This is a genomic window from Mesorhizobium sp. CA15, assembly GCF_020165215.1.
Classification (GTDB): Bacteria; Pseudomonadota; Alphaproteobacteria; order Rhizobiales; family Rhizobiaceae; genus Mesorhizobium.
The window spans coordinates 177,519-202,128 of the sequence record NZ_JAIUHQ010000006.1; the positions used below are offsets into that span (position 1 = coordinate 177,519).

The 24,610-nt window shown below is 60.6% G+C and carries 19 protein-coding genes and 1 pseudogene; 9 read left to right on the forward strand and 11 right to left on the reverse strand.

Features of this window, described 5'->3' with window-relative positions:
* Nucleotides 1–173 precede the first annotated feature (173 nt).
* From LB515_RS13325 to LB515_RS13335, 3 genes are all read left to right on the forward strand, one after another.
* Nucleotides 174–998, forward strand: a complete 825-nt coding sequence (locus LB515_RS13325; protein ID WP_224707984.1) for a hypothetical protein — start codon at nt 174–176, stop codon at nt 996–998.
* Nucleotides 999–1,072: 74 nt separating this feature from the next.
* Entirely contained in the window at nt 1,073–1,597 is a 525-nt protein-coding gene (locus tag LB515_RS13330) for a GNAT family N-acetyltransferase (protein ID WP_224707985.1), read from the forward strand.
* A 195-nt stretch (nt 1,598–1,792) separates the two neighbouring features.
* On the forward strand, nt 1,793–3,178 hold the full coding sequence (locus tag LB515_RS13335; protein ID WP_224707986.1) for a hypothetical protein: 1,386 nt from the start codon (nt 1,793–1,795) through the stop codon (nt 3,176–3,178).
* A gap of 195 nt (nt 3,179–3,373) precedes the next feature.
* On the opposite strand, the gene LB515_RS13340 is transcribed toward LB515_RS13335, so the two are convergent.
* Nucleotides 3,374–5,143: an adenylate/guanylate cyclase domain-containing protein gene (locus LB515_RS13340; protein WP_224707987.1), complete on the reverse strand. Its 1,770-nt coding sequence runs from the start codon at nt 5,141–5,143 to the stop codon at nt 3,374–3,376.
* A 242-nt stretch (nt 5,144–5,385) separates the two neighbouring features.
* On the opposite strand from LB515_RS13340, the gene LB515_RS13345 reads away from it, so the two are divergent.
* Both LB515_RS13345 and LB515_RS13350 read left to right on the forward strand, forming a co-directional pair.
* The gene (locus LB515_RS13345; RefSeq protein ID WP_224707988.1) at nt 5,386–8,685 is read left to right on the forward strand and encodes an adenylate/guanylate cyclase domain-containing protein; all 3,300 of its coding nucleotides are present in this window, start codon (nt 5,386–5,388) and stop codon (nt 8,683–8,685) included.
* 19 nt (nt 8,686–8,704) lie between these two features.
* Entirely contained in the window at nt 8,705–9,385 is a 681-nt protein-coding gene (locus LB515_RS13350; protein WP_224707989.1) for a redoxin domain-containing protein, read from the forward strand.
* Nucleotides 9,386–9,445: 60 nt separating this feature from the next.
* Here LB515_RS13350 and LB515_RS13355 read toward each other — a convergent pair whose 3' ends face one another.
* Nucleotides 9,446–12,343 carry a glycosyltransferase gene (locus tag LB515_RS13355; RefSeq protein WP_411969134.1) on the reverse strand — a complete coding sequence of 966 codons (2,898 nt, stop codon included), beginning with the start codon at nt 12,341–12,343 and terminating at the stop codon, nt 9,446–9,448.
* Between the two features lie 6 nt (nt 12,344–12,349).
* Nucleotides 12,350–12,568 (reverse strand): glycosyltransferase family 2 protein, encoded by a 219-nt coding sequence (locus LB515_RS13360; RefSeq protein ID WP_140846269.1) that lies wholly within the window; start codon nt 12,566–12,568, stop codon nt 12,350–12,352.
* Nucleotides 12,569–12,747: 179 nt separating this feature from the next.
* On the opposite strand from LB515_RS13360, the gene LB515_RS13365 reads away from it, so the two are divergent.
* Nucleotides 12,748–15,033: a mechanosensitive ion channel family protein gene (locus LB515_RS13365; RefSeq protein ID WP_224707991.1), complete on the forward strand. Its 2,286-nt coding sequence runs from the start codon at nt 12,748–12,750 to the stop codon at nt 15,031–15,033.
* A gap of 190 nt (nt 15,034–15,223) precedes the next feature.
* On the opposite strand, the gene LB515_RS13370 is transcribed toward LB515_RS13365, so the two are convergent.
* The 5 genes from LB515_RS13370 to LB515_RS13390 all read right to left on the reverse strand — a co-directional run bounded on the left by LB515_RS13370 (nt 15,224) and on the right by LB515_RS13390 (nt 19,865).
* Nucleotides 15,224–15,577, reverse strand: coding sequence for an ATP-binding cassette domain-containing protein (locus tag LB515_RS13370; RefSeq protein WP_095765747.1), 354 nt, complete (start codon nt 15,575–15,577; stop codon nt 15,224–15,226).
* Complete coding sequence (locus LB515_RS13375) at nt 15,568–15,936, reverse strand: phage integrase N-terminal SAM-like domain-containing protein (RefSeq protein ID WP_224523679.1); 369 nt, start codon at nt 15,934–15,936, stop codon at nt 15,568–15,570. The genes LB515_RS13370 and LB515_RS13375 overlap by 10 nt, the downstream gene beginning before the upstream one ends.
* Before the next feature lie 460 nt (nt 15,937–16,396).
* Complete coding sequence (locus tag LB515_RS13380; protein ID WP_224707992.1) at nt 16,397–16,903, reverse strand: helix-turn-helix domain-containing protein; 507 nt, start codon at nt 16,901–16,903, stop codon at nt 16,397–16,399.
* Nucleotides 16,904–17,529: 626 nt separating this feature from the next.
* On the reverse strand, nt 17,530–18,177 hold the full coding sequence (locus tag LB515_RS13385) for a response regulator (RefSeq protein WP_224707993.1): 648 nt from the start codon (nt 18,175–18,177) through the stop codon (nt 17,530–17,532).
* Between the two features lie 5 nt (nt 18,178–18,182).
* The gene (locus LB515_RS13390) at nt 18,183–19,865 is read right to left on the reverse strand and encodes a histidine kinase (RefSeq protein WP_224707994.1); all 1,683 of its coding nucleotides are present in this window, start codon (nt 19,863–19,865) and stop codon (nt 18,183–18,185) included.
* A 241-nt stretch (nt 19,866–20,106) separates the two neighbouring features.
* Here LB515_RS13390 and LB515_RS13395 point away from each other — a divergent pair.
* The 3 genes and pseudogenes from LB515_RS13395 (at nt 20,107) to LB515_RS13405 (ending at nt 22,565) form a co-directional block, all read left to right on the forward strand.
* A pseudogene (locus tag LB515_RS13395) lies at nt 20,107–21,021 on the forward strand (alpha/beta fold hydrolase).
* A 45-nt stretch (nt 21,022–21,066) separates the two neighbouring features.
* Nucleotides 21,067–21,675, forward strand: coding sequence for a hydrolase (locus LB515_RS13400; RefSeq protein ID WP_224603373.1), 609 nt, complete (start codon nt 21,067–21,069; stop codon nt 21,673–21,675).
* Between the two features lie 47 nt (nt 21,676–21,722).
* Nucleotides 21,723–22,565, forward strand: a complete 843-nt coding sequence (locus tag LB515_RS13405) for an alpha/beta hydrolase (protein WP_224707995.1) — start codon at nt 21,723–21,725, stop codon at nt 22,563–22,565.
* Here LB515_RS13405 and LB515_RS28280 read toward each other — a convergent pair.
* The 3 genes from LB515_RS28280 to LB515_RS13415 form a co-directional block, all read right to left on the reverse strand.
* Nucleotides 22,537–22,731 carry an HWE histidine kinase domain-containing protein gene (locus LB515_RS28280; RefSeq protein ID WP_318012626.1) on the reverse strand — a complete coding sequence of 65 codons (195 nt, stop codon included), beginning with the start codon at nt 22,729–22,731 and terminating at the stop codon, nt 22,537–22,539. The two genes, LB515_RS13405 and LB515_RS28280, sit on opposite strands and share 29 nt — an antisense overlap.
* Before the next feature lie 346 nt (nt 22,732–23,077).
* The gene (locus LB515_RS28135) at nt 23,078–23,437 is read right to left on the reverse strand and encodes a LysR substrate-binding domain-containing protein (RefSeq protein ID WP_263490273.1); all 360 of its coding nucleotides are present in this window, start codon (nt 23,435–23,437) and stop codon (nt 23,078–23,080) included.
* Nucleotides 23,376–24,128, reverse strand: coding sequence for a LysR family transcriptional regulator (locus LB515_RS13415; protein WP_263490274.1), 753 nt, complete (start codon nt 24,126–24,128; stop codon nt 23,376–23,378). Before LB515_RS13415 ends, LB515_RS28135 begins: the two co-directional genes overlap by 62 nt.
* Nucleotides 24,129–24,610 lie beyond the last annotated feature (482 nt).

Here is a 24,610-nt window from a genome sequence, read left to right on the forward strand (position 1 = left end):
CCATGTTGACCGGACCGCTCCTTGGTCCGGCCGCTGCATTTTACTTCGAAACGGACCGTGCGACCATTCGAATAGACAAACCTGATGACGGTTCAATTCCATTCGGCAGATTTTCACCGGCCGCAAGCGGCACTATGATGGTCCACGGGCATTCACCTTGGGGACTCTCTCCCATGCCGACATCCGACAATCCGCCATTTCCCGCGGCCCTGCGCCTTTTTTCGGTGGCCGTCATCATCGTCCTGATCGTGGGCGCGGGCCTGTTTTTCGCGCCCGTGCTGGTCAAGCCGAGGTGGCCTTGGGCCGTCACCCCGTTCAATGCCCGCTTCCTCGGCGGCTTCTACACCGCCGAAATGGTCGTGATGGCGGCGCTGCTGTTCTGGAACCGCTGGTCGCCCGGCAGACTCGTGCTGGTCATGGCCTTCATCTTCACCGTCATCGTGTCGGCGGCTTCGTTCATCAATCTCGGCTATTTCAACTTCGAGCGCAAAGCGCCGTGGCTGTGGTTTTTGGTCTATCTTGGCTCGGTCGCAGTATCGGGGCTGTTCCTGTGGCAGGCCTGGGATCGTCCTTCTGCAAAGGGCGTCACCTTAAACCCGGCATGGCGCGGCTACATGCCGGTGGAATTGGCGATCCTCGGATTCTATGGCATCGGCCTGTTGGTGTTTCCCCTGACATTCAGTAGCTTCTGGCCATGGCCGATCGATGCCTTCCACGCGCAGGTCTACAGCGCCATCTTCCTCGCCGGCGCGGGGGGCATATTTCTCGCCTGGAGAAGCGCGCCGCGCGAGGAGCTGGTGGTGCTCGGCCTGGCGCAGTTTTTGGTTGGCCTGCTTGCCATCCTTGGCCTCGTCATCACCGACGCTGCGGTGCACCGGATCGACTGGACGGCGACCGGGACGTTGTGCTGGCTCGCTCTTTTCGGCTGGATCGGCATCAGCGGCGTCTTCAAACTCTACGCCGCCTCCCGGTATTTTAGCTCGCAATCGGCATCATAGCTTGCAGACACGGCTGGATTTCCAGGTGAGGTCCGGTGCATCGTGCAGGGCCGATTGCCTTCGCCGGGAACGCCATGACCAGCACGACCTCGCCATCCTCCAACAAAATCCAGCCGCAGCTCCGATCTGTCCGGCCAAGCGATGCGGAGGCACTTTGCGCTATCTTCAACATGCCGGGCTTCCGCCGGGGCACGTTCAGAATGCCTTTCGAGATGGTGGAGCAGGTGGAGCGGCGCATCGCCAAGGCCGGCCAGGAAACCACTTGGATCGTTGCGGAGGTGGACGGCAAGATCGTCGGCCATGGCAGCTTGGTCGTGCAGGGCTCGCCGCGCCGTTCGCATATCGGCGAGATCAACATCGGCCTTCACGACGCCTTTGTCGGCAAGGGGATCGGCTCCGCCATACTTGGCGCGCTGCTTGACGTGGCCGACAACTGGCGGGCCCTGAAGCGGGTCGAATTGACCGTCTATGCCGACAACGAACCGGCTATCCGTCTTTACACGAGCCACGGCTTCGAGATCGAAGGTCGGCATGTGAAGGCCGGTTTTACCGACGGGCGGTACCACGACCTCCTGAGCATGGCCCGGCTGCGGTTCTGAGATCCGCTGTTGGCCTTGGCCGTGCAGCCGATCTGACATTTTGTGCCGAGTCGGCGAACGGGTGATTGCTGATGGAGAACTCCGTGGGATACGGTCAATTTCGTCTTACACCATTTGATCGCGTTGCGTGGGCCGAGCGCGTCCAGCAAGTCTGGTTCCCTTGGCCTCTGCACCGCAAGCGGCTGACGGGAACCAATGACCGCCGTCTTTGACCCGACCCCTACGCCTCCGGTGGAAATTCTGGCTTTGCTGTCGCCACTCTGCCCGGAAGTCGTGCGTGACATCGAGCAGAACTGGAATGCACCGGTTTCCGACTACGCCCGCCATCTGTGGCGGCCGGTGGCAAGGCCCACATCCGGCCCCGCGATCGCTGCCCGCTCGATCCTGCGCGAAGTCCTGCATCAGCGCCTCGGTGTGATTATGCAGCCTGAGGAGATCGGCAAGGCCCTCGAAGAGTTCGAGCACAGACCGGTGATTCAGTCCGGCCTGCACTGCCTGCTTCTGATGGACCGGATCACCTTCGATGCCCTCCTGCTTGCTTGGCTCGGCGCGGTCGAAAACAGGCTGTCGGCCTTCGTCGGCTTCATGGGAACGACGATGACCATGGAAACAATTGGCCGGGAGGGGCCGGGATGGCTCGATGTCGGCGACGACAAGATCAACCTGTTCGGCATGGGGCGCCACAAACTGTGCCGCAAAAGTGTCTGCCTGGCCGGTCCCGTCTCCCTCAACAAGCGCGCGCTTGAAGCGGTGGGCGATGAAACGGATGCCAGCCGCTGGCTGGGCACACTGCTTGCTAGTCAAGACAAGGTGTTTGGAACCGCTGCCGATGCGCTGACAGCCTTCAACCAGGATCTGGTCGCCAATTGGGATCGATCCGGCATGGCCCTGCCGGTTTTCATCGATGATCGGCTCGCCGCGGCTGCCATGGCTCGGCATCTGGAATATGACGACAGCCTTCTGTCCAGGCTGCTCGTTGAGCCCGCAAGGCGCCAGCGTCTCGAACGTGCCTTGCAAGAGGCCGCATCGAGCCCATTTGGCAGATTCCTGCCCAATACCACGGCCTATTTCTGGGGCATCCGCGAGGAGCGCGTGCGCAAGCTCGTCCTCGAGAACGGGCACCTGGTCGAGCCCGACAGGCCGCATGGTCTTTCCATCCCGTTCGAGCGGCCGTATCTCAAGCAGGCGCTGCTGGACGGCGTGCTGCTGCCGAACTTGTTCCTGATGTTCCTCGTTCTTGCCATATTGCCGCGCGTGCGGGCTGTGGGCGGTTTGAGACAGATTGGCTATGTAGCGCTTTTCCACTCGATCCTGCTGGCTGCGCTAGACGAAAACGCGCCGGAAGAGCGCGATCTGGCTGCCGAGCTGCAGGTCCGGGAAAATGCCTGGGGAATGCGGGTCATCGATGAAAAGATCTCGGTCCGCGAGCAGCTTGCCGGCCTACCCGAGGGGGCGCTCTTCCCGGAACTACTCCGGCAATATCGTTTGCGGACATTTGCCGAGACGACCGACGACCTGAAACTCGTTCGCGAAGACGCCCGGTGGCGCAAGATCGGCCAGGCAGAGATCAAGGCGACCTGAGCCTCACTCAGCCCTTATCTCAGGCTGTTTTTCTAGGGTGCAACCGCAAGCGACGGCGATCTATCGGTGAGCCTCTGGCGTCTGATCCGGCCGCTTCCTTGAGGGTTAGCAGCAGCCAAACGGAAAAACGAAACGGTCACGAGGGTCCATCGCGATCGGCCGCAGTTCAGGCCTGACCTGACTTGGCCTCACCTGTCATTGCACGATACCGGCCTTGCGGAGCCCGTCTACGACGAGTTCGAAATCGGCAGGGTTCTTGTAGGGCAAGACTTTGCGTCGGTAGTCCAGCGAATAGTCCGGATTGACGCGCAGCACCTCCTGCCATGCCCCACGGGCCTCGTCGAAACGGCCCAGATGGCCGTAGCTGGCGGCCAGAAGCGCGCGCGAGACATCGGTGGCAGCGTTGCGAGCCAGCCGTTGCAGCAAGAGGTCAACGGCCTCTTCGTACCTTCCGAGTTGAAACGACGCCAAAGCCTGGAAATGCAGAAGCACATCCGGAAAGTATGGATTCAAGGTCTTGCCCCGGGCGAAACTCTCGAGCGCCTCTTCGGACCTGCCCGAATAGTGCAGCGCCTCGCCGAGGATCACGTGCCCTTCGGCGAAGTTCGGATTGAGGGCTATCGCGTGCTTGGCCTCGTTGATGGCCTTATCGTGCCGTCGTGTATACAGCTTGACGATAGCCAACGCCCAGTGCGCCCAGGGATCGCTCTCATCCAGCGTTACCGCTCGCGTCGCAGCCTCTTCCGCTTGCGCCATCGATTCCGGCGGCGACCCACTCCACCTGTTCAGGTAATCGAGCCCGTGCGTGAGGGCGAGGAAGGCGTGGGCAGAGGCAAATTTCGGATCAAGTTCGATGGCACGTTGCAAAAGGTCGCGGGCTGCGACGTTCGTCTCCTTCGTCAGGCGGTGCCACAGCTCTCGGCCCCGTAGGAAATAGTCATACGCCTCCGTGTTGCGCGCATACTCGGGCGCCAGCCGCTGACGGTCGCCCTCAGTCAGATTGAGCGCCAACGCACCGACGATCTGCTGCGTCACGTCGTCCTGCACGGCGAATATGTCGGTCAGGTCGCGATCGAACCGCTCGGCCCAAAGATGGCCGCCGGAGGCTGCATCGATGAGCTGCGCGGTAATGCGCACCCTGTTCCCCGACTTGCGTACGCTGCCCTCAAGTACATGCCGCACGCCGAGCTTCGAGCCCACCTCCTGCACCTGGACGTTCTGGCCCTTGAAGGTGAACGACGAATTGCGTGCGATGACGAAGAGCTGCGACAGTTTGGACAGCGCCGTGATGATGTCTTCAGAGATGCCGTCGGCGAAGTAATCCTGTTCGGCGTCACCGCTCATGTTGGCGAACGGCAGGACGGCGATCGACAATTTCGGCGGCGCTGCCGTCGCGGGCCGGCTCGGCGCGGTTTCCGGGGTCGCGGCCGCCTTGGTCCCGGCGCCGACTTGCAGCGAATAGACCCGGATCGGCTCGGCGATGTTCTTGAGCTGTGTGCTGCCGAGATCGCTGACCGAGAGGTCGAGCCTCGCCTTGACCTGGCGATAGGCATCCTCGGACAGGCAGATGGCACCGGGCGCCGCGACGCCCTCCAAACGCGAGGCGATGTTGACGCCGTCGCCCATCAGGTCGCCGTCGCTCTCTTCGACCACATCGCCCAGATGGATGCCGATCCTGAACTCGATGCGGCGGTCCTGCGGCACGCCGGCATTGCGCTCGACCATACCATTCTGAACCTCAACGGCGCAGCGCACGGCATCCACCACACTGCGGAACTCAACCAGCGCCCCATCCCCGGTGCGTTTGATCACCCGCCCGTGGTGCACTTCGATGGTCGGATCGATCAGGTCGCTGCGCAGCGCCCGCAACCTCGCCAAAGTACGATCTTCGTCCGCGCTCGCGAGCCGGCTGTATCCGACCACATCGGCAGCCAGGATTGCCGCTAGCTTACGATTCTCGCTCATGGGTCGTCTCCTCATCTCCAGGATAGCAGGAAGACGGAGGGTAAGAGGGAACTTTCGCAAGGGACGGCCAGGCAGCCGCCCGAATCGACAGCGCTCTGCCACAGAACCCACACTAATCGCTCGATGCCCATTTGCGTTGCCGCTTGCTGGTCGACGGCTATCGGTTCATCCTTGTGTGAATACCCGACCGTGAAGTGCGTAGCTAGATCACGCCGTCACGGCCCCTGGTGAGGTCTTGTTCGATGGACTGCGCGGGCTGCGGTTTCGAGGTTGAGGACGGTTACGCTTTCTGTCCGAGGTGTGGCAGGCGCCAGCCCGTGCCATGCTCCAGTTGTGGCTACGTCTGCGCACCTGATTTCGAGTTCTGTCCGAAATGTGGGACAAGCGTCGGTGCGCCGGCAAAAGCCGTCGAACGGCCTGCTCCGACACCAAGCCGGACCATTGTGCCGCCTTCTCGAACTCCGTCGCTGCTTGCAAACATCGAAAGCGAAGACGGGCTGCATCCCGTCTCTGACGCCGATCGCAGGACGGTAACGGTCTTGTTCGCCGACCTTTGCGGCTTCACCACACTCAGCGAGCAGCTCGACCCAGAGGTCATGCAAACGCTGCAGAACGAACTGTTCAAGGAATTGACAGCGGCAGTGCGAAACTTTGGTGGTTTTGTCGACAAGTTCATCGGCGATGCACTGCTTGCCTTGTTCGGTGCACCGGTCGCGCATGAGGACGATCCGGAACGCGCGCTTCGCGCCGCTCTCGACATGATGGCCCGGACGGCACGGCTCGGCGAAAGCACCTTCCACTCCGGCTCGCCTCTGTTGCTTCACATCGGCATAAACACTGGTCCGGTCGTTACTGGGGGATTGGGTATCGGTACCGCCAAATCCTATTCGGTAACCGGCGATACGGTGAATACGGCGCAACGCCTGCAATCGCTGGCCGCACCGGGTGAGGTGCTGGTTGGCGAGCTCACTCACAGGCTGACCCGGCATGCCTTTGCTTACGAGTCGCTGGGTGATGTCGTGCTTCGCGGCAAGGCTGGCAGCGTGCTCGTCCACCGACTGGATGGACCGCTTGCGGCGCCGCGTGCAGCGCGCGGGCTCGAGGCGCTCGGCCTCAGCGCGCCGATAATAGGCCGCGGTGCGGAGCTCAATAGAATGCTGGCCAGCCTTGATCAGGCGTGCGGCGGCTCGGCCCAGCTTGTCCGCCTCGTCGGAGAAGCCGGTATCGGGAAATCGCGGCTGGTGAGGGAGTTCGTCGCCCGCGTCGGCGACGAGGATCGTTTTCGCAACGTCGCCGTGCGGCAGGCCACGTGCTCGCCGCTTGGCGAACAATCATTCGGCGCTTTGGGTGCAGTGGTGCGCAGCGCTGCCGGGATGATGCAAAACGACAGTGGGGAGGAAATGCGGGGCAAGCTCGCAGACTTGCTTACCGATCTCGGCCTGCAGGGCGAGGAGGTGAAGCGGCTGATGCCTTTGCTCTACCATGTGCTTGGGCTTGGCGACCCCGACGCCACCTTGCAGTATGTCGAGCCCGAGCAACTGCGGCGGCAAATTCTCTACGCGGTCCGCACGATCATCGAACGGCGGCTTGCGTTGTCGCCGCTGTTGATTGTCGTCGAAGACCTCCACTGGGCCGACGCCGTGTCGCTCGAGGCACTGCGTTTCGTGATGGACAGGTTGGAACGCACGCGGTTGATGTTGCTGGTCACGCATCGTCCGGCGCCGCACAACAACCAGCTCGACTCAAGTCGAGTCAGTCACACGGCGCTCAGGCTTTCGCCGCTCAACGGTGATGACGGTCGTAGCCTGCTGGCGGCGCTTTTCGGCGAGAGCTGGGTAAACACCGCAGGAGGGCTTCCCGACCAGATCCTCGAGCGCGCGGGCGGCAACCCGCTTTTCATAGAGGAGATTGTTCGCGGCCTTATCGATCGCGGTATTCTGGTGCGCGAGGGCCAGCGATGGCGGACGGTGGCAGGCGAAGTCGCAACCGGCATTCCCGCCACTATCCAGGCAATGTTGCTTGCCCGCGTCGACCGGCTGCCCCAAGAGGTGCGGCGGTTGGCCCAGGAAGCCGCGGTAATCGGCCCACGCTTCGATGCCACACTTCTAAAAGCCGTGACAGCCGACCCCGGACGCCTGGAAGCCGGCTGCGAACTGCTTTGCGATGCGGAAATCATCGAGGAAGTTGCCGGATCAGGTTCGGTCTCATCGCAAAGCTACCGCTTTACGCAAACGCTGCTGCAGGACGTGATCTATCAGAATCTGCTCCTGCAACGCCGGACCGACATCCACGGGCGGGTCGGTGCCGCCTTGGAGCAACTGTGCGGCGACAAGCCGGAACGGCTCGAGGATTTGACCGTGCTCGGCCATCATTTCGCACAGAGCGCCGAGCGGGAAAGGGGCGCGCAATACCTGCAGGCGGCGGGCGATCGCGCTCGCATGATATATGCCAACGACGACGCCCTTCGTTTCTACGAGCGAGCCATGACTGCGTTGGGCGCGGTCGGGCAAACACCGCTCAAACTGGCAATTGCAGAGCGCATTGCCGATTTGAGCGGTCCGCTAGGCCGCCGCGAGATCGCGCACCAGCACTACGAGACGGTCTTGCAGGCATATCGCGAGTCGGGCGATCGCGTCGCTTCGGCGCGAGTTTTGCGCAAGATCGGTCGGCTGTTCTGGGACGTCGGCAAGCGGGACAACGCAGAATCCCGTTATGCCGAAGCGGCAGCGCTTCTCGATGGCGCGGATGCCCCGGTCGAGCAGGCGCATCTCTGGCAAGAACGTGGCCGACAGGCGTTTCGTGGCGGAGATCACGCTCTCGCGGCAAAATGGGCAGACGCGGCGCTGGATTGCGTACGTACTCTGACAGCCGAGCATGCCTCAGAGATGGGGCGTGATGCCACTCTTGTGACCGCCGAGGCACTCAATACCAAGGCTGTTGCGCTGGCTCGCCTTGGGCGAGACCATGAAGCCGTGCGTCAGATTGAGCGCAGCATCGAATTGGCCGAAGCCGCCGGTCTGCTGGGCGCGGCCTGCCGCGGCTACACCAATCTCGGCGTGCTCTACACGACCATCGATCCGGCACAGGCCATAAAGGTCTGTCGCCGCGGTCTTGAAGTGGCGCGCCATATTGGTGATTTGGGCTTCCAGGCGCGCCTCCTCGCTAACCTGGCGGTTGCTTGTTGCACTTTCACGGATCGCTGCCCAACGGAGGGCGTGCCTGCTGCCGAGAAGGCCATCGAGATCGACCGGGCGCTCGACCAGCGCGAGCACCTGCCGGTGCCGTTGATCGTGCTTGGGCAGATCCACCAGTGCAACGGTCGTCCGGAACTGGCGGTTGGCTTGTTCCAAGAAGCACTGGACGTAGCGCGCGAAACGAGTGAGCCTCAACTGCTGTTTCCGTGCTATGATGGCCTTGCAACGCTTAACCTCGACCTCGACAATCTGGCCGAGGCTGAACGCTACTTTTCCCTGGCGCAGGGAATATGCGCCCAGCACGGGCTCGACCCGGAAGCGCTTGTGGTGCTGCCTTTTCTCGATTAGCCGGGTGGGAGGTTGAAAAATGTCCGCGCGTATTGACTTGGTACCGCTTCAACCGGGCGATCGTGCGCCGAACGTGGTGCTCGACGCCATCACCCAGGAAGGCAAGATCGCGCTTGACGACTTCCGCGGACAAAAACCGGTGCTGGTCGGTCTGTTTCGAGGTCTCCATTGTGCGTTCTGCCGGCGCCATATCGCAGCCCAGGCGCGGCTTGATCCGGAACTGCGCGAAAAGGGGGTGGAAAGCCTGACGGTGGTCAACACGCCGATTGAGCGGGCGCGTCTCTATTTCCGCTACCACCCGATGCCGAATCTGCTTGCGGCTTCCGACCCCGAACGCGCTTCACATCGTGCCTTTGGACTGCCCAACCTCGAATTCACCCAAGACGAAACGAACTGGCCGTACAAGGTCTCGATGGCAGCGGCAAAGGATATGCGGGTCGACATACCAGGCGAGTTGCCCGCTCCCATGGATCCTTTTGCGGCCAGCGAATTCCTCGACAAGAAGGACCATTACGAAGTGACCGAGGCCGACGAGCAGATGATGGCAACGGGTCACGGACAACTGATCGGTCAGTTCCTGCTGGACCGGCAGGGGGTCGTCCGCTGGAGCTTCACTGAAGTCCCAGAGGGTGGGCGATACATGTTTGGGGCGCCGAACCCGCAGGAGCTGATGTCAGCCGTGTCCCAGGTCGCCCAATAGGCTTGCGACCAAGGTAGTCGGCGGACACCGACAAAAAAGCAGAAGAGGTTTGTTCACCGTTCATTCGAGCACGGCCTCGACAGTGGCAACAAAGTCGTCGAGCGAGCGATCCCCGCGAACCTCGATGCGCGGAAGGTCGATGGGGTCGCAATCGAGGTCCGCCGGCCCGTGTTTGCCGCCGAAGCCGATCCGATAGCCGCACTCTTTGGCCAGCCGGCCAAGCCGTCGGTCGGTGACAGAGAAGGGTGCCGCGAACGTCGTGGTTGGACGACCGGTCCACCGTTCGATGAACATACGAGAACGCAGGAGCTCGGCGGCCAAGTCAGAACTCGACAGACCATCGATCGCGCGATGCGTCGCCAGATGGCTTCCGAAGAACGCACCTTCGCCGGCGAGGCGTCGCACCATCCCGGCGTCCATAAGCTGCGTCGGCGGACCACTGTGGGCGTCCCACTGGGCACTTTTGCCCACCAAGTCCGTCACCAGGAATACTTCCGCGGTCAGGTCGTTCTTCCGCAAGGTCGGCCAGGCATGGTCGGCAAAGTTCTGGAAGCCGTCATCGAAAGTGATGAGCACTGGGCGGCCAACGAAAGGGTGGCGGTTGGCAATGGACCATTCCAGCTGCTCGGACATAATCGCGTGAAAGCCATTGGAACGCAGCCATGCCATCTGGCCTTCGAATGCGGCGGGCGTGCACCGAAAACGGGCGAGCGCGGCCGGACCATCATCGGCGACGCTGTGATACATAAGGACAGGGATACGCTGCCGCCGCTCGCTACGTGCGACGTCGCGGCGCAAGGCCCGTGCCCCGCCCCAAACGATATTTCGCGCGACCCCAATACCGATGGGTGCGCGGATCGGCACATGATCAATCATCGGTTCCGTCGCCACGTCGTCTGGTGACAGGCGGTGGAAGCGGTCTATGCGATAGAGCTCGGTCTGGATCGATTGCTCGAGGACGAGGCCTTCAGTCGCTGCCAGCGTCTCTGAGATCGCTTGTGCGCCGAAAGTGTTCCAGTCGAAGCCCGTCCTTTCAACATTGTCACGGAGTACGAATGCGTGTGCGCTGATGAAACTGCCGCCAGGCGCCAACGCCTCAACAAATTTCTTGGCGATACGCCGCAACTCGGCGAGATCATCCAGGTAGTAGAGCACTTCCGAACAGACGATCAGATCCATCCCACCTGGCAGCGTGTCCGCCGAGAAATCCAGCACACCGAATTCAACATTCGGCTGATCGCTGCATCGCGCGCGCGCCCGCCCGATGGCTATGGCGGAGATGTCAGTTGCGGTCAAATGGCCCACTCGCGGCGCCAGCTGCCGCGTGAAGTGGCCCTCCGCGCAGGCCAGCTCAAGCGCCCGTCCGATAGGACCGGCAGGCAGAATTTCGAGCTGCCGCTCATATTTTTCCTGCTCATAGGGTGAACTGTAGTTCCAGGGGTCCTCCGTCGCGAAATAACGATTCCAGAAAGACGTGCGATCATTGTCGTGGTCATCCGCGGCCCGTGGACGGCGCGGCACTGCAAGAGGCTCTGTAATTTCGGCGCTCGACCGAACCAGCCCCTGCGCTTCAGCGACCAATCGGGCGAGTTCGCCGAAGTGGCTGTCCGGATCAGACGGATGCTCCGCCATGGGCAAAGACGCCTCGGCTGCAGACAGGTTTGAATCGTCGGCAACGCCGCTCTGCGAGGCCAGCTTAATCCAATGGCTCCTTGTCACTTTCCCGAGCGCGCCGAACTGCACGCGGGCCCCGATCCGGCCGTCCACCATCAGATAGGCATAAATTTGGTCGATTCCTTCCGGCAATTCTATCGAGATCGGATTTCGAGCGTCGACGCGAATTCCCAGTGTCCGTGCCAGTCTGCGCGGCGCGGCGAGATCGTCGAAGTCGAGAAGCATTTGCTCAAGGTGATACTGGACGCGGCGACCCGCAGCGGGATCGTCCCAGATCTTGCCGAGTTCGATGATCAGCTCGGCGAGAGAGCCGCCGAACCTCTCCCATCTGGCAGCCAGTTGCGTTGGCACCGATAGGCTTCCTACCAAAAGGCCATCGAAGACCACCTTGGCGATCTCACGCGCCCACTTACGTCCTGCCGGGAGCGCGCGCAGGGACTGCGGGTTGATCGAGTGCGAGCCGCCGCCGCAATCCGACGCGGCGTTCCACAGTGCGAACCACGCGAGTGCCTGGGAAGCGGTGCGGCCGTTCGCCTCGATCGCTCCATTGGCGTGAGCCGATGCTGGGTGTTTGACCCTGGGATCAGGAGAAAAGCCGCGGGCGATCACGATTTCCGCATCTGCCAGCATCTGCGTCGAATTGCGGGAGAGCGAGTTGGGGCTGACGCTATAGAAAGCGAGCGGCTCGTCGACCATCACCCAACGTTTGCCTAGACGTGCGAGGCGCTGCCACAGATCCCAGTCCTCGCAGGTGCGCAGCGACACATCGAAACCGCCCAACTCGACAATTGTCTCCCGGTCGACCAGCAACGCGTGAGTGCGAATGGCACACCGGCGGGCGAAAGTTTCGAAGGGCTGGATCGCAACCTCAGTTGAGATGCTCGACGGGGTGAGTTCGCCATCGGGCATCACGCGCCGAGAACCGCAATAGGCGGCCACTGCATCGGGCGTGGTTTTCAACGCGGCCAGCATTTTCGCAAGGAAGCTGGCATCCACCCAATCGTCCGCGTCCAGAAACATGAGCCATTGGCCGCGCGCTGTCGAAATCCCGCTATTGCGCGCGCCGGCGGCGCTATACGCACAAGACCTCAACGCCCGAAATCGGGCATCGTGCTCCACATAACCGGCAATGATAGCGGGGGTGCAGTCCGTGGAGGCGTCGTCGACGATGATCGCCTCCCAATCCACTATTTCCTGATCGAGAAGGCAATCGAGCGCGCGCGCCAGCGTTACCTCCGCGTTGTGCGCAGGAACCACGATTGAAACCAAAGGATTAGACGCCACGCCGTCCTACCCGCGCCTAGTTCGAAGGTGGAACAGGATGCGTTGGTCTTTCTCGGCGCAGGCCGTCACAATCGACGCCGATCCGTCCGTCGACCCATCATCCATCACGACTATATCCAGTACCTGGTAGGTCTTCCGCCGGATGCCGGCAAGCGTTGCGCCGATGGTTTTCTTGGCATCGAACATCGGTATCACACCGCCTGCGGTAGCATTGTCCTGGATCATCGAGCTTTCGTTTTCTTCGGCAAGAGTCGGCGAATGTCAAAAACGTGCCCGGCGCAACGGTCTAGCTCGGAACGATGAAGTCTTGCACCACAACTTCGGCTTCTTCAAGGTAGGAGTAATGGGGGACATAGACGTCGTTGCCTGCCGATTTGAGGGAAGGTTAAACCACGATGCCACTCATGAATCGACGATTGGGAGCCGGGTATCTGGCGCGACCGGCACGACATTTCGGAGATCTGACGGCACTGCTGGCGGTGATTGCCGGGCCGCTCGTCCTTGGGATCGCCCTCTTGTTGGCCGGTCCGGTACAGGCACAGGCGCCGGCGGCCGTCCCGCCTGAAAAGGTCAAACAGCTGTTCGAGCTTCTCGACGATCCGTCAGTGAAGGCCTGGGTGGCCGAACAGCGAAAGCAGGGCTCCGGGCCGACGGGAGCGCCTGCCGAGGCGGGAGCTTCGCCGGCCGACATATCGTCCGACCCCGCGGCCGCACCGGGCCAGATGAATACGATGGCATCCTCGACGCTCGATCGGATCAAGCATCATATCGAAAGAATTGCGCGAACCGTGCCCTTGCTGCCAGGTCAGTTCGCGCGCGTTCGCACGGAGACCATGGACGATATGTCAAGCAAGGGCTCTGCCGGCGTATTCATGCTGATTGCGATCTTCATCGCCGCCGGCGTGGCGCTCACCTGGGCAATGTACAGGCTCACCCGTCCGTTTCGTTTTTGGATCATCGCGCAGTCGAAGGATACGCCGATTGGGCGAGCCAAGAAGATTGGCGGCCGCACGCTTTATTCCAGCCTGCTGATCGTATCGTTCGCGCTGGGCAGCGCCGGCGCGTTCATGTTGTTCGACTGGCCAATGCTTATCCGCGAGATCGTGCTGACATTTCTGATGGCTGCGGTCGTTACGGCGGGTGTGCGCATGTACCTCGCAGCCATGCTCGTCCCTTCCTTCATGAAAGTCGAGAACGCCGTCGAGGTTCGTGCTTTGCCGATCACCAACGAAACGGCCGACCATTGGTTCTATTGGCTACCCCGGATCGTCGGCGTCTTCGCCTTCTTCGGCGCGGCGTTTATCCTCTTGCCGGGTCTCGGCATCGATCGGGACGGAATGCTGGTCCTGTCAACGGGCGCCGATTTCGTACTGCTGTTGCTCTTGCTGCTTGCGGTTTGGCGTCGACCAAGAACACAGCGAGACGGTGCGCACCAAAGCGGCCACACGGCAGCGACATGGCTATTGACTGCTTATTTCGTCGTTCTGTTCCTGCTGCGCATCGCCGGCCTCAATATATTATTCTGGTTTACCTTCGCCGCATTCTTCCTGCCTTTGGCGGTCGTGCTGACGCAGCGCGGGGTCAATTTCGTCCTGCGGCCGGGTTCTGAGGATGCTGGCCGGCCTACGATCCCGGCGGTGACGATCGCTGTCATCGACCGCGGAGTCCGGATGATCTTGATCCTGGCGGCGGCTTATTTTCTCGCGCGTGTCTGGGGCCTGGACATGCAGTCGATGCGGGACAGCGATACGACGACCACGGTCGTATTGCGCGGCCTGATCAATGTCGTGGTCATTGCCCTCGCAGCCGATTTCGGCTGGTCGATCATCAAAGCTTTGATCGAACGAAAGCTGGGCATCGAAACACCGCACCCTGTGATCGGCGACGAGGACGTCCCGATCCTCGATCCGCAGCAGGCGCGGCTGCACACGCTCTTGCCTATCCTCCAGAACATTCTGCTCGCATCGATCATAGTGATGGCGGTGCTTATGATGCTCGCCTCGCTGGGTATCCAGATTGGCCCGCTGATCGCTGGCGCTGGCGTCGTCGGCGTCGCGGTGGGCTTTGGGGCACAAACCATCGTCAAGGACATCATTTCGGGCGTGTTTTTTCTGCTCGATGATGCGTTTCGTGTCGGCGAATATATTTCCTCGGGCAATTACAAGGGTACTGTGGAAAGCTTTTCGCTGCGCTCGGTGAAGTTGCGCCACCATCGTGGTCCGCTGTTCACGATACCTTTCGGTGAACTCGGGGCAGTTCAGAACCAGAGCCGTGACTGGGTTATCGACAAATTCAATATCACCGTCGGCTATGACACCGATATCGACTTCGCCCGCAAGCTAATCAAGCGGATCGGGCTCGAACTGGCGGAAGATCCCGAGTTCAAACACTGGGTGCTCGAACCGATCAAAATGCAGGGCGTACAGGAGTTCGGCGAGTACGGCATCGTATTGAGGGTCAAGGCCACAACCAGACCGGGAGGCGCCTTCAACATGAAACGCAAATTCTATGTACGTCTCCGCCAGGTCTTCAAGGAGCAGGGCATCGAACTCCCATTCCCGACCGTCCACGTCGAGGGGCTGCAGAACCCACATGGGAACGCGCCGTTGGAGATCACACCCGAGTTGAAAGTGGCCGTCGCGCAGTCGCACACCAATCGGCGCAGAAAAAAAGCCAGCACAACGGAGTAGGAAAGCTGTGACACCTGCGAGTCACAGTACAGCTTTCCGCGTATCGCCCGTGGCAGGGATACTCTTTCTTTCCGTGTCCCTCGGACCGATCATTGCCGCATTCGGTGATGTTTCGAAAGAGGCTGGAGGAGAAATGAGCCCAGTTCAAGCAGGTCGACGGCAAGTTCGTCCTGCCGGCCGCTTCAGCACCTCATGCACCCAGTTCCGGATCGAGCGCCGAGGTTGGTTCGTCGTGGACGCGGTGGGTCATGTGGACCTTGGCGAGCATCTCCAGCGCCAGCTCCTTCGCTTCCCTGGCGGGAAGCCCGCGCACCTTGCGCACGGCGATCGCGACGTTCTCCGTCACCGAAAGATGCGGCCAGAGATTGGACAGCTGGAAGACCATTCCCATTTCGGCGCGTTGCGGGGCGAACGGCGATCGTTCATCGGCCGGCCGCGGTTGACGCCGATCCGTTCGCCATCGAGATGGATTTCCCGGCGCTCGGCTCCTCAGGCAGCGCAGGCAGGTGGCCTTGCCCGAGCCCGAGGGGCCGATCAGCGCGATCTCTGGCCGGCGGCCATCTCGAAGTCGATGCCTTTCAACACTTCCATCTGCTCGTAGCTCTTGCGCAGGCCCGTCGCCAGATCGGGACGATCGACCGTATGTGTGAAGAAGAAGCGCAGCGCCGACACGATGCTGTTCATCCTCGGCACGGGAACACCGTCGTCCTGCTGCTCGATCTGGAACCGGCGCAGGTCGTCGGTGGTCGCTGTGTCTGGTGAACGCCCGAGGAACGTCGCCAGGCGTCCGATGTCGCCCAGATAGTTGCGCTGCGTCTCCCGTGAGAAACGCCGCATGTTCATGTCGTCGATCAGCCGCTGACGAAGTGGACTGATAGGTGCATCAAGAACAGGATAGGGCATGGTCAGGCTCCTTGTTGAAGAAGCCCGTGATGCTCTGCCGCTGCCGAACCACCCTCAATGCGAGAGCGACGTCCGGCTCGTGATCTCTACCTCACCCCACGCGCCCATCCCGCGCAGCGGGTTCGTTCTTCGGGCTTCAATTCGGTCATCTCGAACATTCATTGGGAGGGCAGTCCCTTGAGGCTAGCGGACGACGATTGGTGAAGCTCGGAATGCGGCGATAACGCGGTAAGCACTCGTTTTGGTCTGCCGAAATGACAAACAAGGAAGCGGTGACTTCTTCCGAATATCTGCGCCATTTCAGACTTCACAGCCAGCGAATGTCGGTTTCAGTGGCTGGCCGTCCCCGCAAACACTTTCATCATAAATCAATAACCGTCCCGGTCTAACCGGGGCGGCCTTATTGTTTGATCGATACGCGATCGAGCAAGTTAGGACGCCCAGGCGCGATGTATCGCGCTTAGGCAGCGGCAAAATCGGATTCCTGTGTCGGATGGCTCCTGCGCCAAGCCCCGGGTGAGTAGCCAGTGATCGTTCTGAAGGCACGCGTAAAATGGCTCCGATCGGCAAATCCGTTGGCAAGTGCCACTTGAGCCAGCGCGTCGCTTGTTTGAAGCAGCGCTTTTTGTGCTTCTCGTATCTTCGCGGCAAGATACCAGCGATGCGGCGACATTCCTGTAGAAGCCTTGAAAGCACGAGCAAAATAGCCCTCGGAAAGTCCGATCATATCGGCCAAGTCCTTTAAAGGGATGGCTCTGGGTAGACTCTGCTCCATGAGCACGGTCACTCGGCGGAGCCGTGCGGGGGCAAGTCCACCCCGTTTTTCCTCCTGCCCTCTCAAGCCGAACAGATTGTACGATATCGCCAGGGCGAGGCTATCTCCATAGAGGCGATCATCTGGGTGGGTGTGAATGCAGGCATCGGCCAGCAATTCAACCAGAGCCAGGAGGCGGTTGTCGTGGAACATTACACGCGGCGTAAGGCGGGATGTAAACTCGAAGGCTTCACCGAAGTGTACCGCCAGTTCAGGAAGATCGAAATCGACGACCAGCCGGCGGATGTAGTGGCACTGTCGGGTAAACTGCCAGAGAGGTAACCCCGGCTGGCACGAAGGTGAGATGTCTGACAGCCCCTCCCGCGGAGGGAGGCATGGACTGGGTCGGGCAGAAGGGCGTCAGAAGCATTTCCGCGCGGCCGCCGATCTGCTCCAGGATCGCGGTCAGTCGCGGCCGGTTTGACCCTAGGTCCTCCAGATGCCGACCGGGACCATGCAGGTGGGCGACTTCGACACTAACGCCGGTCAAGCATCGCATCTGTCTGTGCGCAACCCTTTTCTCGGCGGCTGCCATGAAGCCCGTCGTCGTTTCGCCTAAACGATCGGTCGTTTGACTGTTCACCGGTTGTCCCTCGCGGCAGCACAACGTCCCTGCAATGCCGATAGGATGCACTTCGCGGAGGTCTCGCGAAATTGGTGAAGCGGTGGAATTTCCGATACTTCCAATGGCCCGGCGTCGACTCATACTTTCGAACGAAGCCCGCAAGCGCAGCCGGGACGCCGACAGAAGCGCGAGAAGACCTTGAGCCTGTGATCTGCTAAAGCTGAACCAGACCCCGCCGGCTGGCGACGGAGATCGCTTCGGTCCGGCTTAGAACATTGAGCTTGTTGAAGATGCTGCGTAAATGCGACTTCACAGTCGTTTCGCTGATGTGCAGATTTAGGCCGATCTCCTTGTTCCCCTTGCCTTGCGCCAGCAGCGTCAGCACGTGCATCTCGCGGCCGCTGAGTTCTTCGCTGCTGACGGCAGCTACAAGCTTTGCGACCAGCAGCGACGGGATACAGATTTCGCCTGCATGAACCTTGCGAATGCAGTCGAGTAGATCTTCCCGCTGAGCGTCCTTCAGCAGGTAGCCACGGGCACCGGCTTTGATGGCGCGGGAAATCTCATGGTCCGTGTCGAAGGTCGTCAAAACGACAACGCGCGCAAAAGGATCCTGCTGCCGGATTTCGCCCATAGCCGCGACACCGTCGAGAACCGGCATACGCAGGTTGAGCAGCACGACGTCAGGATGCTGCTGCCGCCAGAAATCGACGGCATCACGGCCGGTTGCGGCTTCCGCGACGACCAGCATGTCCGGCTGACGGCCGATAATTGCCGCCAGACCTTCGCGCACTGTTACGTGGTCGTCAGCAATTAGAACCCTGATCTTGGCGGCTGGCGTGTTTTCGGGAGCAATGCTCATGACGTTCAAGCCTTCTGCGATGGCAAGGTGATGCGCACGGCCGTGCCCTTCGCCGCTGAGCTTTGAACAACGAGCCGACCGCCTATTCTTTCGACCCGCTCCCTGATTCCAAGCAAACCGTATCCATCATTCTTGCTCGAAGGATCAAAGCCGCGTCCGTCATCGGTCAGATCAAGGCAGACTTCTCCCGGTAAAAAGATCAGCTTGGCGACAACCAGTTTCGCCCGTGCATGACGCAAGGCGTTCGTAAGGATCTCCTGGCCGATACGAAACAGATTCTCTTCCGAATCGGGAGGCAGTGATCGTGGTGCGCCAAGCACCGCGAAATCCAGTTTCAGGCTCGTTCCTGCCGTCATCTTCGTGAACAGCTCCGCCAGCGCTCCGCTGAGATTGCTGTCGGCCAATGCCTGCGGACGCAACGCGTGTACTGAACGCCGGGCTTCGTTAAGACTTTCGCGAGCCAGGCGGCGGGCGCGGTCCAGATGCTCTCCAGCTTCCGCAGAAAGCCCCCGCAGGTTTGCGTCCTCGGCGGCTTCCAACTGCACGATCACGCCCGTCAGCCCTTGGGCAAGAGTGTCGTGTATGTCGCGAGCGATGCGATTGCGTTCCGCGATCACGGCCGTTTCGCGGGTCTGAGTGGAAAGGCGCGCGAACTGGATCATCAGCATCACTTGGTTGGCCAAAGCCTGAGCAAGGTCCATCTCCTCCGTGCCAAACACCCGTTTCTCGACAAAGCGAAGACCGATCGCCCCTTCAAGATGGCCAGCGACGAACATTGGCACCAGCAACACAGTGATAATGCCCATCGGCAGCAGACGATCGCGCAGAGAAAATGCCGGGACCGTGCGGATGTCTTCAATGAGGCTGGGCTTACCCGTACGAAAGACCTCCGGCCAAGGCCAGCGCTCTTCCATCGGCAGCCACTTGTCCATTCCGGCGAACCGCGGATCGGCGCTGGTTACCACCCGGCCCTCTTCGAAGGCCATCTCGATGCCTATCATTCCAGTCGCGGGATCCCGTCGCCAGACGCTGATGCTATGAGCTCCGAATTGCTCGGTGATGATGCGCAGCACGTGTTCCACCAACTTGTCGGCGACGGGTTCCATCGCCAGTGCATCGAGCGTGCTCTTGAGTGCCTCGGCCTGGCCACGCGATACATTTTCTGAAGCACTGAGCGCCTGCTCTACGCGTTTACGCTCTTCGATGTCCGTATTCGTGCCGTACCATCGAATCACGGCGCCCGACTCCTCGAGTAGCGGCGCGCAGCGCAATAAAAACCATCGATACGCGCCGTCGAACCGGCGCATCCGCGCTTCATGCTCGTCTGGACGTGCCGACTTGATGATCTCGCCCCAATGTTCGATCAGGCCGGGGAGATCCTCCGGATGGATGACGCTTACCCAGTTCCAGCCCAACCCCTCCTCCATGCTGAGCCCGGTGTAGGCACACCATTGGCTGTTCAGAAATTCGACCGAACCGTCCGCTCGGCCGAACCAGATCAATCCGGGTGTCGTATCAGTCGCCAGCCGGAAGCCCGCCTCCCACTGCCGCCGGTCCGCATGGATACGAAGTGCCTCCTTCTCTTCGGTGAGCTGAGCTGAAATCTTCCGGCTGGCATCGAGCTCGCTCCTCGCATGGGCAAGTTCTTGCTCGAGCAGTTTCAGCTTCGCGCCAGCATCGTCAACCATTCCCCCACTTCTGTCCATGACGCGCCCTCGACCGTGGGACAACAGCCTATCACCCTAGGTTTCGCTCGGAACGAAAAAATCGTCCGCGCGCAAGGGCGGCGCGAGAAAAGGGCTGCTTCCTTCAATCCAGGTCAGATTCGAGCAATCCAATAGGAGCACGGAAACCTATTGTTCCCGAGGCCAGGTCGTCAGCCGGGCCGACACAGCTCGGTTCACATGCTCAAAGCTTCGGGAGAACAACATGCTCAAGATAGTGATAGCGGCGTTAGGCGTGATGCTTCTTACGTTGCCGGCGTCGGCTCGGATTGTCCCCTTTCCGTCTGAATTTAAGGCGCAGTCGATCGACACCAACGGCACCAGCCTTTACGTCCGAGTTGGCGGCAAGGGGCCTGCGGTGCTCTTGCTGCACGGTTTTGGCGACAGCGGCGACATGTGGGCGCCGCTCGCCGCCAGGCTGATGAAGGACCATACCGTAATCGTGCCGGACTTGCGCGGCATGGGGCTCTCGGCCCATCCAGATACCGGCTACACCAAGAAAAACCAGGCGCTCGACATTGCCGGCATCCTGGATCATCTGAAGATCGACAAGGTGGATCTCGTCACCCACGATATCGGCAACATGGTCGGCTATGCCTTCGTCGCCCAGTATCGCGACCGCGTCACACGCTGGGCCGTCATCGATGCGCCGCTGCCAGGCATCGGCGATTGGGAAAACATCATCCACTTGCCGCTCTTGTGGCACTTCAACTTCCGCGGCCCCGACATGGAGCGATTGGTTGCGGGCAGAGAGCGCATCTATCTCGATCGCTGATGGAATGAGCTGTCGGCGAACCCCAAGGCCATCGATGAAGCGACCCGTAAGCATTATTCGAAGCTCTACGCCCGACCGCGTGCCATGCACGATGCCTTCGAGCAGTTCGCCGCGTTCAACCAGGATGCGGCCGACAACAAGGAATTCGTCGAAAAGGGCGGCAAGGTTGCCATGCCGGTGCTGGCGCTGGGTGCCGAAAAATCCTTCGGCGCGGGTCAGGCGGATGTTCTGCGCTTTGTCGCAACCGATGTGACCGCCGAGATCATACCCGGCTCCGGACATTGGATCATGGAGGAGAATCCCGACGCCACGATAAAGCTGGTCACGGATTTTCTCGCCAGATAGCTGCCCGGCAACATGGCCAAGTACAGCACCTGAAGGCACAGACCCATGGCAAGCCGACCCACGCGCAATCCAGTCGAGGACCACCTCTTAACACCCAGCAACTGCGCCGTCGTGATCATCGACTATCAACCGGTCCAGGTAACCTCCGTAGCGTCAATGGACCGGCGGACCCTTGTCAGCAACATTGTAGCGCTGGCGAAGACGGCGAAACTCTATGATGTACCTGTCGTGTTGACGACAGTGAACGTCAATACCGGTCGCAACCAGCCCCTCATTCACCAACTGCGCGACATCTTCCCGGCCGTTGAAGCGATCGACCGCACCGCGATCAATGCATGGGAAGACAAGGACTTTGCCGACGCTGTCAGGGCAACCGGCCGAAAGAAGCTCGTTATGGCCGCTCTCTGGACCGAGGTCTGCCTGGCCTTTCCCGCGCTCGATGCATTGCGCGACGGTTTCGAGGTTTATGCAGTGGTCGATGCCGTCGGGGGCACCTCCATGGAGGCACACCGGGCCGGGCTCGAACGCATTCTGCAAGCAGGGGCGGTGCCAGTCAGCTGGGTTCAGTTCGCCTGCGAACTGCAGCGCGACTGGCTCCGCGAAAAGACGGTTCCGGCCTTCGCGGAAATCGTCTTCGCGGTCGAAGGACATTGAGCCGATATCTTCGAAAGCCTCAGCTTCGCGCTCGACGGGAGAAGAAAATGAACCAGGAAGTCCTCAACCCCGTCGATGATCGCTTCGAGAGCCGCGGCGGTTTGAAGATAACCTTTCGGTCGTGGCGCCCATTCGCCAATCCGAACGGCGTCGTCGTTATCGTCCCCGGGTTCAATTCGCACAGCGGCTACGATGATTGGGTGGCCGAGCAGTTCATAGGCGACGGGCTGGCCGTCTATGCCGTTGACCTGCGCGGACGCGGCAGGTCGGATGGCGAGCGCTTCTATGTCGACAGTTTCGACGACTATGTGAGCGACGTCGCGGGTGTCGTGGAGATCGCCAAGTCGCGGGAGCCCGGTCTGCCGGTGTTTCTGCTCGGACACAGTGCAGGCGGTGTGGTCGCCTGCCTCTACGCGCTGAAAAACCAAGCTGGGCTGGCGGGGCTGATTTGCGAGAGCTTCGCGTTCCAGGTGCCGGCGCCCGACTTCGCCCTTGCGGTGCTCAAGGGGCTTAGCCACATCGCGCCACACGCGCATGTCTTGCACCTCAAGAACGAGGATTTTTCTCGCGATCCGGCCGTCGTTGAGGCTATGAATGCCGATCCACTCATCGCCCATGAAACCCAGCCGACCAAAACAATTGCCGAGATGGTTCGCGCCGATGAGAAGCTCAAGGAGCAGTTCCCACTGATTAAGCTGCCCTTGCTCATCCTCCACGGCACGGCCGACAAGGCGACGAAACCGAGCAGCAGCCAACTCTTCTATGACACCGCCGGCGCCGTCGACAGGACGCTGAAGCTGTATGACGGCCATTTCCATGACCTCCTCAATGACAAGGATAAAGAGGTGGTCATGGCCGACATCAAAGGTTGGGTCGACGAACGTCTTTGAAATCGATGATCAACCTCAGGCGCCGGCGATCAGCGCCCGACTGTCCGGACATGGAGATTCGTCCCTCACTCTCAAACGGTTCGGCCTGCGACAGCAGAAGTTCGAAAACCGTCACTCCCTCCCGGTCGCCGCTAACAAGGAGATCATGCGAGCGTGACAGAGCCATGATCCGCTCACGAACCTGCCGCTCGAAAGCTGTGGGATTGTGCGCAGCTTGTTGGTTTCCCTGATCATCGAGGAATGACGCAATATTGGTTTTTTGACCCGGTGGTTGACTTCGCGCATCAACATTCGAATGCGATGCTCGTGCTCCTTCGTTGCCGTGATATCCCGGGCGACTTTCGATGCGCCGATAATCTGCCCGGCATTTTGCGCACGGGCGATATCGTCAGCGAGACTGGAACAATGTGAATGCCAATTCGGCGCCGATGCCGAACGCTGTCCAAAACGACCAGGCCTCGCCGCCATGCCCGGAGGGCACCCTCAACGCCCCGAATCCAGGCCACTAGAGACTACTTGCCGTGACCTGTTGGAAATGGATCGGGTGCGGTGTGGAGCCTCGCAATGTCGTTGCCGTCCGTCGGCGGAGGCGCACCGCGGTGAGTCTCATCGTTAGAGCTCTCCTGCAGCTTCACCAGCAGGTAGCCGGGATAGCGGATGATCCGATCGAACTCTCGAGAAACGGTTTCCACGAACTTCATCACCCGGGGACTGCGGTGTCTTTGCGCTGGGTAGAGCGCATAGATGGATCGCTTCTCGGAACGCCAGTCTGGCAAGACGGGCACCAGCGCGCCTGCCGCCACTTCGTACTCAACCAAGAAATCCGGCAGGTAGCTGATCGCCGATCCTATCGCCGTGAAGTACTTCGTCATCCAATAGTCGTTGACCTTGAACTTGCCGATCGGCTTCGCCTCGGCAATGGCCTTTGTCTTTGCGAAGCCGCCATCGTTCGACCACGCTGTTGCGCATGTAAACCACGCCGTTCAGCCGCTCGATGTCGGCAATGGTTTCCGGCGTTCCGTGCCGGGCCAGAAAGTCGGGGCTGGCATACAATGCGTAGGAGATGGCGCCCAGGGTTCGACGCATCAGGACCGAGTTTGGAGGCTCGCCAACATAGATCATGCAGTCGAAATCGAAGTCCCCCACGATAAGCTTGTCGTTCGGGATGATCTTCACGTCTACATCGATGTTCGGGTTATCGCGCAGGAGGAAGTGCGCCGCAGCGCCGATGATTGCCGTCCCAAATTCGGAACTGGCAATAACACGGACACTCCCGCTGATGGACGAGTGAGCGCGCTGTGCAGCGCTGGCCGCGTTATCGCAGCTGTCGAAAATGGCCGTACAATTGTCGAGATACTCCCTCCCGGCGTCCGTAAGTTCCAGCCCTCTGCGCCTGCGCACGAACAGCTCTACCTGAAGCGCATCCTCCAATGTCTGCAAATAATGGCTGAGCGTCGACTTGGGAACGCTATAGGTGTCCGCCGCTCTCGATATGCTTCCAGCGCGGGCGATCTGAACAAAGCAGCGTATGTCCTTCAGTTCATAAGACGGATTGGCTTCCATGTTCAAAATCCCGAACGGAGGGTTCGATGATGCGATCTGTTGTCGATTAAGAGCTCAGCTTACCGTCCTCGACGCTGCCGAGAGTCAGGGATTTGGCGGCGGGAAACTGGTGCAGCGATGATCGTTTGGCAACACGGCAGATTGGCAATTTTGACGTACTGACGTGCATCTATCATGGATAGAGGATAGAGGATCGAGGCCGCCTGCTCTTCCGAATATTGCTCGTTCCAAAATCGAAAATCCGCCACTCGACCCGCGGCTGGCTCAATGTCACGCGGCTTGCTGAGATTTCACAAGTGTGAATTGGATGGGAACCAGGCACTCGCAACCAACGTTGGGTTTCAAGGCCGGTTAGGCGAATATATTTTAGGCGAAGCTAAAGGATAACCTGTGTTACAGGCTAAAATGGCATGACGTCCTCAGAATGCGATCTAGATGCTGATCCGCCTTCAGCCGACGCTGACCTGGAATCTCTTCATTCG